At 45.5% G+C, this 13562-nt stretch carries 12 protein-coding genes; 5 read left to right on the plus strand and 7 right to left on the minus strand.

Going from position 1 to position 13562, the window contains the following annotated elements; translation table 11 throughout:
- The first annotated feature begins 252 nt into the window (after window positions 1-252).
- Window positions 253-630: a transposase gene (locus Q5691_RS27680; RefSeq protein ID WP_445305828.1), complete on the plus strand. Its 378-nt coding sequence runs from the start codon at window positions 253-255 to the stop codon at window positions 628-630.
- Window positions 631-1255: 625 nt separating this feature from the next.
- Complete coding sequence (locus tag Q5691_RS13280) at window positions 1256-4237, plus strand: cation-transporting P-type ATPase (RefSeq protein WP_333345159.1); 2982 nt, start codon at window positions 1256-1258, stop codon at window positions 4235-4237.
- Window positions 4238-4342: 105 nt separating this feature from the next.
- Here Q5691_RS13280 and Q5691_RS13285 read toward each other — a convergent pair whose 3' ends face one another.
- Both Q5691_RS13285 and Q5691_RS13290 read right to left on the minus strand, forming a co-directional pair.
- Window positions 4343-7045: a CHAT domain-containing tetratricopeptide repeat protein gene (locus tag Q5691_RS13285; protein WP_333213183.1), complete on the minus strand. Its 2703-nt coding sequence runs from the start codon at window positions 7043-7045 to the stop codon at window positions 4343-4345.
- Between the two features lie 166 nt (window positions 7046-7211).
- Window positions 7212-7802, minus strand: a complete 591-nt coding sequence (locus Q5691_RS13290) for a hypothetical protein (RefSeq protein ID WP_333213184.1) — start codon at window positions 7800-7802, stop codon at window positions 7212-7214.
- A gap of 81 nt (window positions 7803-7883) precedes the next feature.
- On the opposite strand from Q5691_RS13290, the gene Q5691_RS13295 reads away from it, so the two are divergent.
- A complete protein-coding gene (locus tag Q5691_RS13295; protein WP_333213185.1) occupies window positions 7884-8774 on the plus strand; it encodes a hypothetical protein in 891 nt (296 codons plus the stop codon).
- Between the two features lie 141 nt (window positions 8775-8915).
- Here Q5691_RS13295 and Q5691_RS13300 read toward each other — a convergent pair whose 3' ends face one another.
- The 3 genes from Q5691_RS13300 to Q5691_RS13310 form a co-directional block, all read right to left on the minus strand.
- Complete coding sequence (locus Q5691_RS13300) at window positions 8916-9254, minus strand: XisI protein (RefSeq protein ID WP_333213186.1); 339 nt, start codon at window positions 9252-9254, stop codon at window positions 8916-8918.
- A complete protein-coding gene (locus Q5691_RS13305; protein WP_333213187.1) occupies window positions 9242-9658 on the minus strand; it encodes a XisH family protein in 417 nt (138 codons plus the stop codon). The genes Q5691_RS13300 and Q5691_RS13305 overlap by 13 nt, the downstream gene beginning before the upstream one ends.
- A 221-nt stretch (window positions 9659-9879) precedes the next feature.
- Window positions 9880-10365: a hypothetical protein gene (locus Q5691_RS13310; RefSeq protein WP_333213188.1), complete on the minus strand. Its 486-nt coding sequence runs from the start codon at window positions 10363-10365 to the stop codon at window positions 9880-9882.
- Between the two features lie 210 nt (window positions 10366-10575).
- Here Q5691_RS13310 and Q5691_RS13315 point away from each other — a divergent pair, with 210 nt between their 5' ends.
- Both Q5691_RS13315 and Q5691_RS13320 read left to right on the plus strand, forming a co-directional pair.
- Window positions 10576-10761, plus strand: a complete 186-nt coding sequence (locus Q5691_RS13315) for a ribbon-helix-helix domain-containing protein (protein WP_333108585.1) — start codon at window positions 10576-10578, stop codon at window positions 10759-10761.
- Window positions 10758-10982, plus strand: coding sequence for a hypothetical protein (locus Q5691_RS13320; RefSeq protein ID WP_333213189.1), 225 nt, complete (start codon window positions 10758-10760; stop codon window positions 10980-10982). Before Q5691_RS13315 ends, Q5691_RS13320 begins: the two co-directional genes overlap by 4 nt.
- Window positions 10983-11075: 93 nt before the next feature.
- On the opposite strand, the gene Q5691_RS13325 is transcribed toward Q5691_RS13320, so the two are convergent.
- Together Q5691_RS13325 and Q5691_RS13330 are read right to left on the minus strand one after the other, a co-directional pair.
- Window positions 11076-13040 carry an ATP-binding protein gene (locus Q5691_RS13325; RefSeq protein ID WP_333213190.1) on the minus strand — a complete coding sequence of 655 codons (1965 nt, stop codon included), beginning with the start codon at window positions 13038-13040 and terminating at the stop codon, window positions 11076-11078.
- Window positions 13041-13322: 282 nt separating this feature from the next.
- The gene (locus tag Q5691_RS13330; protein ID WP_333311275.1) at window positions 13323-13526 is read right to left on the minus strand and encodes a hypothetical protein; all 204 of its coding nucleotides are present in this window, start codon (window positions 13524-13526) and stop codon (window positions 13323-13325) included.
- Between the last annotated feature and the right edge of the window lie 36 nt (window positions 13527-13562).

Raw genomic sequence — 13562 nt, forward strand, 5'->3', positions numbered from 1 at the left:
AAATTAAAATTATTAGTATGACTCTGCTGGCAAAAGCAAGTAAAAATAGAAACGTTAGCAGCGACACTACCTTTACCAATTCAGCAGAATAGTCGCTGTCGCCATATACAATGCTTTTTGAAATTGACGCCTGTTAAGTATGGTTCTGGTTTCTTTACCCTGATTAAATAAATTATTAGTCAACGCATACCCAAGGGAAAAGAATTAATTATTGCTTTAGATAGAACCGCTTGGCAAGACAATAATATTTTGATGGTCAGTGCGATTTATCAAAAACGCGCTTTCCCTCTCTTGGGAATTTTACTCTCGAAAAAAGAAGCCAGTAATTTGAGGGAACAACAAATCGTCTTGCGCCCTGTAATTAAACTATTTAAAGCTGATCAAATAGTGATTGTGGGAGACCGAGAATTCCATAGCGTAGACCTGGCACAGTGGATAGACCGTCAAGGAGTGAAGTTCGTGTTAAGGTCAAAAAAGGACACGAACTTTCGCCTGCGTAGACGAAAGTTTAATTCTTGCTCAAGCGTTCAGATAGCCCCCGGTCAAGGAGAATTTTTCTCGGAAATTAACATTCCCCAAAAAAAGGTTTGGCCGATTGAACTTGGCCGTATATTGACGAAGGAAATATAAAAATAAATAAGAAAAAGAATCTTGGTATCTGCTGAATAATTTAGGAGTTTTAGAAACGCCTGTGAAAGCTTATAAACAACGCTGGGGAATTGAAGCGAGGTTTAAGGATTGTCAAACTGGTGATTATAACGAGAGAAGCTTCTCAAGCTTCACAGGATGAATTAGTACGTTTACTCTTGTTGATTGCCATCGGAATAACCACTGCTGGGTTACAAGGCGAACAAATAAGTCTTTTGGGAAAATTTTCTTATATTTATCGGCAAAAAGAAGCAGGGATAACTAAACGAAGACATAGCAATTTTGGGGTATATTTTTACGGTCACAATGGGATAGTCGCCTTTCATGAGTGTGAGGAATTGGTAGAGGAATTGGTCACTTCTGTTCGCAATAAGCGCAGATTTTATTAAGGGAACTTAAAACTTATAACCCTTATCCAGCAAGCTTTATAGCCCCATTCTCGCCCCCTGAACTACTGGATGCAATATTATCAGTATTAAAGGTAGAGAAATCATCTGTACTGTGGCAGTTTGAGCCCCTGGATATTGTAAGAAAAATTAAGTTTACACAAATACTTCTAAAAATATGCCAAGAATGATTGTATTAACTATTTCTAGGGTGGGGATGTATGGCAGTATCGCATCAACCAATTTGGACCCTATCACCAGAAGATGTATATCAATCCTTTGAAATCAGCGACAAGGGGTTATCTGATGAGCAAGCTTTCGATCGACTCGTAAAATTTGGCACGAATGAGTTGCCAGAACCGGCTCATCGCCCTCTGTGGCTGAGATTTACCGATCAGTTAAGGCACTTTATGGCCCTGCTGCTATGGGTGGCAGGGATTTTGGCATTCATTTCGGGAACCCCTCAATTAGGTTGGGCAATCTGGGCGGTGATCGGGATTAATGCTGTATTCAGTTTTTGGCAAGAGTTTCAAGCAGAGCAAGCATTAGCGGCCTTAAAGAACGTGTTACCGATGCAGGTTAAAGTGTATCGGAATGGGGAACTAAAGCAGATTCCGGCAAAGGAACTGGTGCGTGGAGATGTGATGCAATTGGAAGAGGGCGATCGCGTCTCTGCGGATGCTCGGTTAGTCACAGATCAAAGCCTGTATTTGGATATTTCTGTAATGACTGGCGAATCGCTTCCTGTTGCCCGTAACGCTCATCCGGTGCGGGTGCGCGAAGCTGCATCAATCCGCGCTGGCAAAACAATACCAGCGGGCGAACATCCCTTACAAGAAAAGGTCAATCTGGCGGAAATCCCAAATTTGGTGCTCGCAGGCTCGACGGTTTCGTCAGGGAGGGGCGTTGCTGTGGTGTATGCCACGGGAGCACACACCGAGTTTGGTCACGTAGCCCATCTCACCGCCGTGGTGAAACGGGAACCCAGCACTTTGGAAGTGCAGGTTGCTGATATTGTGCGGATCATCACTGCGATCGCCCTTGGTATGGGAGTTCTAGTATTTCTGCTGACATACCTGCTGGTGGGCATGGAGCTCAAAGAGAGCTTTATTTTTGGGATCGGCATCATTGTGGCGCTAGTCCCAGAGGGGTTACTGCCGACGGTTACTTTGTCATTGGCGATCGGGGTGCGGCGAATGGTGCGCCGTAATGCTTTGGTGCGTCGTCTTTCGGCTGTGGAAACCCTGAGCGCTACAACGGTGATCTGCACCGACAAAACCGGAACGTTGACTAAAAACGAAATGACGGTGCATTATCTCTGGCTTCCCTGGGAATCTTCGGAGAACAGCCCAAATCCTGCCAGCCAAGAGTCGGCTGTCTCACCACCTCTTAACGGCAAACAGAAATCCCATCCATCGATGACGGCGACTCTGATTGAAGTGACGGGCGCTGGATACGATCCTACGGCTGGTGAGGTTCAGATTCCCGCGAATTTTGAAGAATCCTGGAAAGTCAATTTGCTGCTCACCGGGGCGGCACTTTGCTCGAATGCACGGTTGATTCACCTGACAGCGCCTAGCCGTTGGCAAGAGATTGGCGATCCAACAGAAGCGGCTCTGCTGGTGGCTGCTGCCAAAGCCGGATTGAATCTGGAAACTTTGCAAAAACAGCTTCCCCGCTTGCGGGAGGTGCCTTTTGATTCTCGTCGCCGGATGATGACGGTGGTGTTGGACTGGCGATCGTCCGCGCTATGGAACAGCGATTTGCCGAACCTGGCTTTTACCAAGGGGGCACCGCTGGAAGTGTTGCGACACTGCACATCTATTTTGCGGAATGGAACTCTCTCCGAACTCACTCAATCCGACTCGAATGAAATAGTTGCGGCTAACGATGATTTAGCCCAGCAGGGCTTTCGGGTTTTGGGGGTGGCGGCGCGCCGTGGGGGGAGTGAAATGTTGGATTTGCGATCGCAAGATTTAGAGCAAAACTTGATTTTTATTGGTCTGGTGGCGATGTTTGACCCGCCCCGTCCAGAGGTAAGAGACGCTCTTGCTCAGTGCCATCAGGCAGGAATTAAGGTGACGATGGTGACGGGTGACTATGGACTGACTGCTGAGGCGATCGCCCGCAAAATTGGATTAGTTACCGATTCTGTACGGGTGGTAACGGGTGAAGGCATGGGGCATCTGTCGGATGCTCAATTGCAACAAATTCTTAAATATCGATCGGGGCTAGTGTTTGCTCGGATGTCTCCTGAGCATAAGCTGCGACTGGTGGAAGCGTATAAAACGATCGGGGATGTAGTTGCGGTGACGGGGGATGGAGTCAATGATGCACCAGCATTAAGGGCTGCCCATATTGGCATCGCGATGGGGATGAATGGCACCGATGTGGCACGAGAAGCCGCCGATATTGTCCTTACCGACGACAACTTTGCGACGATCGTCGTCGCGATCGAGGAGGGGCGAGCCGTGCATCAAAACATCCGCAAATTTATGACCTACATCCTGGCATCCAACCTGCCGGAATTAGTACCATTTCTGTTCATGGTGGCGTTGAAGATTCCTCCTGCACTGGTGATCATGCAGATTCTTGCTATTGATTTAGGAACTGACATAGTGCCTGCATTGGCATTGGGCGCAGAACGGGCAGAAGCCGGAACCATGCAGCAGCCCCCCCGGAAAAAATCGCAACCGCTTCTCGATCGGTCTCTGCTGTTGCGCGCCTATGGCTTCTTGGGATTGCTGGAAGCTGCCCTAGCGATGGCAGCATTTTTTGTGGTGTGGTGGAGTTACGGTTATGACTTGGCAGAATTACAAGCAGCAACGCCAAGCATTCTGTCTCGTTCAGCAGATGCCGCTACGATCGCCATCTATACTCAAGCCATTACTATGACTCTGGCATCGGTTGTGGCTTGTCAAACGGGCAATGTCTTTGCTTGCCGATCGGAACGTGGATCAATTTTGCGACTTGGATTCTTTTCTAATCCACAAATCTGGCTCGGAATTCTCATTGAATGGATTTTAGTAGTGCTAGTCATCAATAACGAATTGTTGAGCCGCATCTTTTCGACAGCACCTTTAGCACCCTGGCAATGGCTGCTATTGCTGGTGTGTCCACCGATCGTTTTAGGAGCAGAAGAACTACGAAAAGTCGTGTTTCCTGGGAAATTGACTCCGAAGCAGAGCCATAAAGGTAATTAGGTTGAATTTTGTGAACACTTGCTACTCCTAATTGCTGACGATCGCATTTACGGATACAGATACATCTGAAAATGCGATCGGGTTAACTGTTCCGCCTGTTAGTAACTACCGCGCATCCCCAATTAAAATAAACGGCGACCAATAAAACGGATGCCGCTGGATTTGACTCAACTTAGCTTGCCGCAAAGCTTCATTTTTACTCATGCCTTTATTGATATTTTGATAAAATGCAACCATCAATTCTTGAGTAGCTGAATCATCAACATTCCACAAACTCGCCATCACCGCTTGTGCGCCCGCACGCTCAAATATATATGCAACTCCCGATATTTCTTCACCGTTAGAATTTGCTTGCATAGCAGTTTGACACGCACTTAAGGTGAGGAGTCTGGTGTTTTGCAATCCTAATAACGCCGCATCGCGAATATTGAATTGGCTGTCAGCAAATAGCAGTGTATTTTCCTCCATCCCCAGTTTTTGACAGCCTCCCTGTTGGAAACAGCCGTGAGTTGCTAGGTGTAAAAAGGGAAAGCGGGGTGCTTGAGTTTTGAATTGATCGAGGGTGGCGGTATTGCCGATATAGCTGGAACTTCCCGGTAATAATTGAGCGATATTTCTAACTTCTGCTTCGGAACCGGGTAGATTTTGCGGATTTTGGGTGACGGGATTTCCTAATGCTAAGATGCCGCCTTGTAATGTCGAATCGGGAATTGACCTGGTAGAAATGCGGGTGAGATAGTTGACGGGATATTTCTGGATGAGGAATTCATCGGTTTGTTCGTCATAGAGCGTTTCAAAGGGGATGTATCGCAGTTTTCCCGTAGCGATGATGCTCAATTGTTTGGGTAAGAATGCCTTAATTTGGTCTTCTACGGGACGAATCAGGATTTCGTAGAGTTTGCTGCCAGTTACGGTGAAGTTAGTGTCGCCAGTATTTTGCAGTTGTTCGCGGTATTGAGTGAGGAGTTTGTCAAATTCTGCGGGATTAATAGTAATTTTTTTTACACTTAAACTGTCTTTTGTCAAGACAAATAGGGCGATGGTATTGGGGACATTCCCGATATTTGTGAGCAAAACTGGTTGAATGACAACGGTTCCGGGTGAGATACTTGCTTTTAGTTGGGCGATGTCTTTGAGTTTGGTTTCAAATAGTTCGGCGACTTCTGGGAAACTGCGGGAGATTTCTTCTGCTTGACGGTTGACTTCTGCTTCTAATTCCCGCATTTGTCGGGAGAGATTTTCTGAGAATTTGTCTTTGAGTTGGCCGCGGAGGAATTGCAGTTGTTGATTTTTTTGATTCCACTCGTCAATGGCTTTTTGTGCTTGGGGGTTGGCAACTTTGGCGTCAATTAAGCGGGTGTAGTCGGCGAGATCGGCTGTGGTGGCGATGTTGACCCATTGAAAAGCGCGATCGGCTTGGTTTTGGTCGATGAGGAGGGATGTGAGGGCGATCGGAGTTAAGTTATTAGCTTGTAAAAACTTTTGGCGATTTTCTCGCTGTAAACCACTCCGCATTTCTAAAGTAATCTTGATAGAGTCCTCCAAGTTTTTGATGGCATCAGTAGGTTTATTTATATCTCGGTAGGCTAAACCAATATTAGTTAAAGTAACAGCTTCGCCAGGGCGATCGCCAACTTGCCGCCTAATTTCCAAAGCTTGGTTATAGGATTTCAATGCCTTGTTTGGTTGTTTCATGTTTTGGTAGGCTAAACCGATATTATTCAAAGTAGTAGCTTCCCCAGAGCGATCACCCCCTTCCTGCATAATTGGCAAAGCTTCGTTAAGGTATTCCAATGCCTCTTCTGGTTTGCCAATGTTATTATAGGCTAAACCCATATTAGTTAAAGTAGCAGCTTGCCCTGGGCGATCGCTCACTTCCTGCCTAATTTTTAGAGCTTGCTTAAGATATTCCAATGCCTCTTTTGATTGTTCAAGTTTGTCGTAGGCTAAACCCATATTATTCAAAGTAGTAGCTTCCCCAGAGCGATCGCCCCCTTCCTGCCAAATTGCTAAAGCTTGCTTAAAGTTGTCCAATGCCTTTTCTGATTTTCCAATTCTGTAGTGGACCCAACCAATACCATTCAAAGCAACAGCTTCTACAAATCGAGCGTGTACTTCCTGTGAAATTGACAAAGCTTGGTTATAGTATTTCAATGCCTCTTCTGGTTTTCCAATGCTGTCATAGACCCAACCAATCTGAGTCAAAGTAAAAGCTTCCGCAGAGCGATCGCCCACTTCCTGCCAAATTGGCAAAGTTTGGTTATAGTATTTCAATGCTTCTTGTGGTTGTCCTGTGTTCTGGTAATATGAACCAATATTAGTCAAAGTTCTAGCTTCCCCAGAGCGATCGCGCACTTCCTGCCAAATTGGCAAAGCTTGCTTAAGGTATTCCCATGCCTCTGTTAATTTTCCAAGTTTGTCGTAGGCTAAACCAATATTAGTCAAAGTCAAAACTTCCCCATAGCGATCCCGCACTTCTCGCGAAATTGGCAAAGCTTGGTTAAAGTATTTTAATGCTTCTTTTGGTTGTCCAATGTTGTTGTAGACCATACCAATCCTATTGAGGACTGATACTTCCGTTTTTAGATCGTTCAATTGTCGTACAATGCTTAAAATCTGCTGCCATGTTTCTATTGCCGGTTGCGATTTTCCTTGCTGTTGCTGTTCCATTGCTTGCCGTATCAGTTTCTCTACTTCTTGACTCTGTGCATTTGGACTTTGCGCCCTACTAGGTTGCAGCATCGGTGGTACAGTCAGAGGAGTTAAACAGATACCCAAAACCAAAATATTGCTAATAATTCGTTTCATTTTTTTTGATTCACCGAATGCGATTAAATAGGAGAGGCATCAGAAGTCTCATTACATATAATCCTGAAAATCTTCTAATGGTTCATCAAAGTCATCAGATATGGTAATCACCTTGCAGTCGCTCCCAAACAACGGTGGACGGTGCTGTCTTAAACCCCTAACACAATCAATAAGGAGTTACTAAAATAGTCACCGTCTTTTTCTGCGGCTCGAATTTCATTTCATCAACTACAAATTGCCGATCTTTTGCAACTGCCAAAATTGCCCGCAATTGCCCCCGATTCACAACAGGCGACCTCAATTTTACCTCAGCTTGACCTTTGACAGCATCTATCAGACGAAAATCGCCGATCGGAATACCGTTCCATTTCGCTTGAGTATTTGTATCTACTGAGTTTTCGCCCCGAATAAACTGCACCCCATTAGTTCGATAAACCACCGCATTATTGGGAAATACTATTTTATCAATTTGACTCAAGGGGAGCGATCGCTTTTCCCTCGATCCCTGTATCCATAATTTTTGCCCTTTCTCATCAATCTCTACAACTCTACCATCTCTTTTTTCGCCCCCTTTCATCACAATTTCCGCTTGCGTCGGCAACGCTACGGGTATGGGCCCGCTGGCGTTAGCCTGTGCTTGTACGGATGGCAAATTGCGTTTCTGGACTTCCTGACTGGTAGCATTAACTCGTGCAGCCATACTCGCCGTTACTGTAAAAAGTGCTACAACTAGAAAAGAAACTGTTCTGTGTTTCATACTTCCCTAAACTCCTTTCAAGGGTAAGCGTTAACCCGCTACCATTATAAACGCATACTTCAGTCCCTTGAGGGTAAATCCGTGCTCCCAACTCCAGAATCTACCCCCGAATCGAATATTTTAGGCAACTTGGCCAGTGTTTTTGGCTTGCTTGGTGCTGCCCTGTTTTTCACGGGCTGGATTTATCGCTGGTCTTATTTTTCCTTCTTTCAGCTAGAGGTAACGACTCTCGATTTACCCGTCGAATCTTTTTTTATGGTGCCGCTTCAGGTGTTTTTCGCGGGCGGAAAAAGCATATTCAAAAGTGTGATCGCCCTTCTGCTGACAGCCCTGGCGATTTACCTCAGCTTGTGGCTGGTTAATAGTATAAACAAGACAGTTCCTGCTAAAATCAATGGCATAATTACAGGGTCGCTTTCCTATCCTTACGGCAGAAGATTCAAGTGGATTTACCGCATCCTGAACTCTTGGCAACAATTTAATGTCAATAGATATAACTCGATCAAATTATTGCGATCGCTCGTTGACGAAATTATCATCGTCGGTTGGGTATTGCTAGTGTTGTTTTGGTCAGCATACCACCAAGGTATTGCCGATGCCCGACGCGATGCCGGGGAAAATTCGTCTTTACCCGCAGTTGCCTTAATCGCCAAGCAAGACAACATTTCTTTGGGCAGAAAACTCGACGATCCAACACTCCGACTAGACCCCAAAGGATTTAAGGCGATCGGCGATGCAGGTCTATTTGCAGATTTGAGCAAAAGAGATTATACTGATATCAATAATCCCAAAGACCCTAGAGTTTGGCGGTTGCTTTTGGAGAGAGGGAACTGGATTTATCTGTTTCCGGCTTTAACAAATGAACAGCAAAAAGACCCTAACGCTCGCCCGCCCGTGATTGCCATTCAACAAAGTCAATCCGGCGATCAATTATTAATTGTAAGTCCCCAACCTTCTCAACCTTCTAAATAAAGTCGGGGCTGGTTGATTCGATGCCAAAATAGTCTCGATGCTAATCGTTAGACAGTTAAATTAACTTATAGCGTGCGTCAGCCATTGATTATTTCGATTTCAACAGGTTTTTCCACTCCGGCGGGGAACCTTACGCATTTCCTAAGCAACTCCATAGCCAGTATATGGACGCTTGTAAGGTGGATGCAACCCTAAAATAATATCCTCTTTGGGTACTCCCATCTCGACTAATTCTTGCCCAAGATCGGCTTCTGTCATATTGCGTTGAATCCAAATTTTACCATCCTTGATATCTACGTGAATGAAACAGTTATAAATCCGCTTGTATCCCTCCCAACCAACGTCTAAAATTTGGTAATGATCTTGTTCGGTATCGAACACAAGCTGACATTCAACATCCAATTCTGAATTTTGCTCTGGTGTGGCATGAGTGGTTAGCAACTGGCGGATAAATTGGCGGTACTCTTCTATTCTTTCCATTCGATGATTACCTCCTGCATCGGTTCGTAGACGATTAACTTCACTTGATACTGTCTGACAGCTTCCTGAGTGAATCGTTCTTGAAAAAAGGATTCAAATATATCGAGAGGAATTGCCAGATATAGAGTTCTGTCTGGTTCGGTCATTTGCAATCCTAAGCGGTAGTTCAAAAACTGTCCTAACGCTGAATGAAAGTCTGTCACCGCTGATGGATTCAAAAAACTTTTGATTTCAACAGCAATCTTTTGTCCAGCCTTTTCAGCGGCAAAGACTTTCTCTGCTGCTAAATCGACCTCAAACTTCACCTGATCTATCTTGAGGATCAGCGGATCTGCCGTAATTACCCACTTCTCCTTCAAGAGAGCTTGTTTAACAGCATCATGGAATCGGTCTTTGGCAGCCATCGCTTTTTTACAGTATCTAGGTATTATGATAGCAGCGAGCCTTCAATATCCTGCTTAAATATTCTCTGCACTCTTGGGTCCCACTCTGCTGGGACGAGAGTTTTTGTAGTTTGATTTCTTACTGGCATTCCAGGAGCGCTTCGCCACATACGAGTAAGAAGTCAAAAGCGATTTCAATTGCTGAGGGACTACAATTGTCACCGTCCACAAGTGTTTATTGATTAGGTGCGATCGCACATAACAACTTCAAACACACCCCCTGGAATAAACCGACACAAAGCCCTCCGCCGATCGTCCGCATCTTGCCGATTGACAAAACGCGCGATCGTACAGTGCTCCGCATTCGGTAAAATTCGGACGACCGCCCAAGAATTGCGATCGCCCCCCTTTAACTTTTCAGGTGTTTTCCCTCGCGAATTTGAGTTGAGTTCGATCGCGGGGCGATCGGCGATCGTCGGAGAATTTGCTTTTCTGAGAGTGTTGAGGTAGCGGGCGATCGTACTACCTTTGAGATTCGCCCCGACGCGCAGAATCAGAAACACCGCAAAGCTTTCGATCTCTGGCCCAGTCATGCGCGCGCGATCGGCCTCAAAATCCTCATCAGAGTAGCTGCGGATACCCGACAGCAGTTGCGTAATGCCAAAATCATTCAAAGCTTGTTGATAGCCGCGGTTATATTCGCTGCCGTCGCTCACAGGCTTTACCATAGTAGTTGTCTCCTTTTATGTGGATTGTCTCCTTGTATTTGGGGAACCATTAGCCAGCGCGGACCCTGCAAAAGTTCAGCGCTGGCTTTTGACTCTCTAAGAATATAGCGCATAATGCAGCACATTGCAACATATTGCCGCATATTTTACCAAATTGTCTAAAATACTCGACAATGACGATCGGCTTAAATAAGAAACAATTAACCTCTAATGTCTAAACGCATATCAACCTCCATCGGAGAAGGAATCTATGACCTACTTCAAGAGTGGGCAAATGAGGAACGCCGTTCAATCAGCGGCTTGTCAGCATTCATTTTGGAACAAGCGGTGAGGGAACGCCAAAAACAAATGCAAAAACAGTCCCCACCATCCGATGAGAAGCAGGAGAAAAGTTGAGTGGACGCATCAAAGCCAAAGAAACCGGGTTTTTTGCGGTTTTTGCCGGCTGTAACGAAGTATTTGGCAAAAAAAAACCGGTTTCTGACCACCCCTGCGTCCAGAAATATATGAAATTTATCGGCATAGACTTAGGTTGGAGCTCAGCAGCAAGCGGTTTGTGCTGTTTAAATTGGCAAAATAACCAATTAGAATTAACAGAGTGCGATCGCCCCCACTGACAAGACTAAAGCATTTCGACATAAAGCCAGAGGTTTGAAACATACATTTTCGCCCCTCGGCGTACCCCCTACATCTCTCGCCCAAACATTACATCACCCGTTTCCCGCCGGTATTCGCACAGTGAAAATAGACCCTTTTCCCTCTTCGCTTTCTACCAAAATCTCCCCGCCCATCATCTGACAGTAGTGGCGGCTAAGTGTCAGCCCCAATCCGGCGCCGTCGTAAGGTCGCGTTGATGAACAGTCAGCTTGCACAAAAGCTTCAAACAATTTGTGCTGTTGTTCTTGCGACATTCCAATTCCGCTATCTTTAACAGATAAACAAATCCAATCCGACTCTTGAACATTCAGCAGGGGACAAGCGATCGCCGCAGAATGAGTTTCATCGGCAGCCATTGAATAGTCAATCGCCGATCGCCCTGCTGTATTCAATTTGCCACTGCCTTCAATGCGCCTGACACTCAGTTTCACTCTGCCGTTTTTGGTGAACTTCGCAGCATTACTCAGCAGGTGCATCAAAATCTGCCGGACTTTTTTGAAATCTGCGTGCATTATGCCCACAGTTTGATCGCACTCAATCTCCAAAACATTGCCATTTTTCTCTACTAACGGTTTCGCGGCACTCGCAACATTGTCAACCAGGGATTCGATGCCAAACTCCTGGATTTCGAGTTTCATACCCCCCGCTTCAATTTTTGACAAATCAAGGATATCGTTAATCAAAGATAGTAGGTGCGTGCCGGCTTTCTGAATCTTGTGCAAGTCGGGTACAAACTCATCAAATCCCGCATCCTGGGCATCTTCTGAAAGTAGTTGACTGTAGCCAATAATCGCATTTAAAGGCGTCCGCAATTCGTGGCTCATATTTGCTAAAAACTGGCTTTTAGCTGTGTTAGCCGCGACGGCGACTTCCTTAGCTTGTTCTAATTCTTTTGTATGTCCCGAAACGCGCTCGATTAGGTGATTGAGAGAGGCAGCCAGAGATCCGATTTCGCCTTGTCCGGTGACGGGTACTCGCAAGTCAAAATTAGACTCAGCGGCTACTTGTTGGGCCACCTGAGTGACGCTGATCACAGGTTTGGCGATCGCCCGACTCGTCCGGTAAGCCACCATTCCAGCCACCACTACCGACAGCAGCATACTAATAATAATTATGGCTTTTTCCATTCCTTGAGCGTCTTCCATCACTTCACCGCCTTGGCCTTCTTGCTGCTGGGCAATATCGAGGATTTTGCTCAATTCCTCAAGGCTGCTGTTGAGCTGTTTTACACCTTCTCCGCTTTCGATGGCGAGCAATTTTCTGGCAGACTCTATCTCCGGAGGCGATAGTTGCGATTGCTGGATTGTCTGCAAGGTTGACTGGAGAGTATCGGCGTATGTTTCTAATTTTTTTGTGCAATCTTGCAGCAAAAACTTGAGAAGTTCCGGTTTTGCTGCCAGCCAAGCGGGTTGGCTGTCGGCAAACTTTTCTATACGCAACCGCAGATTTTTCGCCTTAACAATACTCTTAACCAACTGCTCTTCTTGCTGTTTGAGCTTGGTCGAATTATCTACAAAAGAATCTAGCTGTGAACCCTGCAATTGGGCCGCCAGCGCTGCATCTTTAAAATTGCCGAGCAATTGCGCTTGTAGATGAGCATCATTGAATTGCTTTAATCCTTGTCCTTGGTAGTAATCGGCAATCACCAGTCCGCTCAGCGAGCCAAGAAAGCCGATTCCTATTGCCAGTAAATACCCGTAGCCAATTTTTTGATGGATAGGCAAACCGCCAATTTTAGATGGCCAACTTTTGCTGACTTTTAAGGATAATTTTTCTACAAAATCATGGTTGGATTTTTTTTTCTTCACGGTTTCTATAGAAGCCACTTCTCCGGAAATAAAAACTGGCATCTGTTTATCTAAAGTGGTATTTTTTGGGTTAACATTTCGCGTTTTCACGTTTGTTTTCGGCGGGTTAAATGGTTCTAAGTCTGGATTCAATTCCCCCTGGTCTTCCCAAACGGCAACCGAGAAACTTGCTTCGTGTCCTGTTTTTTTTAGCAAGTTAATTTTTGACATATGCAACCCCTGTATTCTGTTAAAATCTATCACGATCTTAAGTTCTCCAAACGGAAAAGCTTGTCTATTTGACGGTAGACATCTGCGAAAAAGCATCTGAAACTCTGGTCGAGTCAGAGGAGAAACTTAAATTCGGTTGATGTCTAAGAGATAATTAGGCTGTTGAGGACTGTTGCCAAATTACTTTTTCGACTCGTAAAAGTCTGCAGCAGGCAAAAAAAATAAAACTTTATCCCCGCAGTGAATTATCCCTGCGTGGAATGTTACAGGCAGAAAATTCTCTCAGACCTGTTTTGCCTGTGAGTAGCCCAAAGCTGATATTGTCTGTTGACAATGCACCCGATTCCTTCGCTTTGGACTTTGGCTGCCAGCAATGCGACGATTGCTTGACGGTTTTTGTTGAGCATCCGACAACTTCATAGCACAGAATGTCACAAATGCAGCAGCCGATCGAACTTTTGCACCCTGGCGATCGACTTTTGGCATCGTTGCCCCGCAAAGACAAGTCTGAGGCGAAGTGTC

The sequence above is a fragment of the Microcoleus sp. w1-18aA5 genome (assembly GCF_036701705.1).
GTDB lineage: Bacteria > Cyanobacteriota > Cyanobacteriia > Cyanobacteriales > Microcoleaceae > Microcoleus.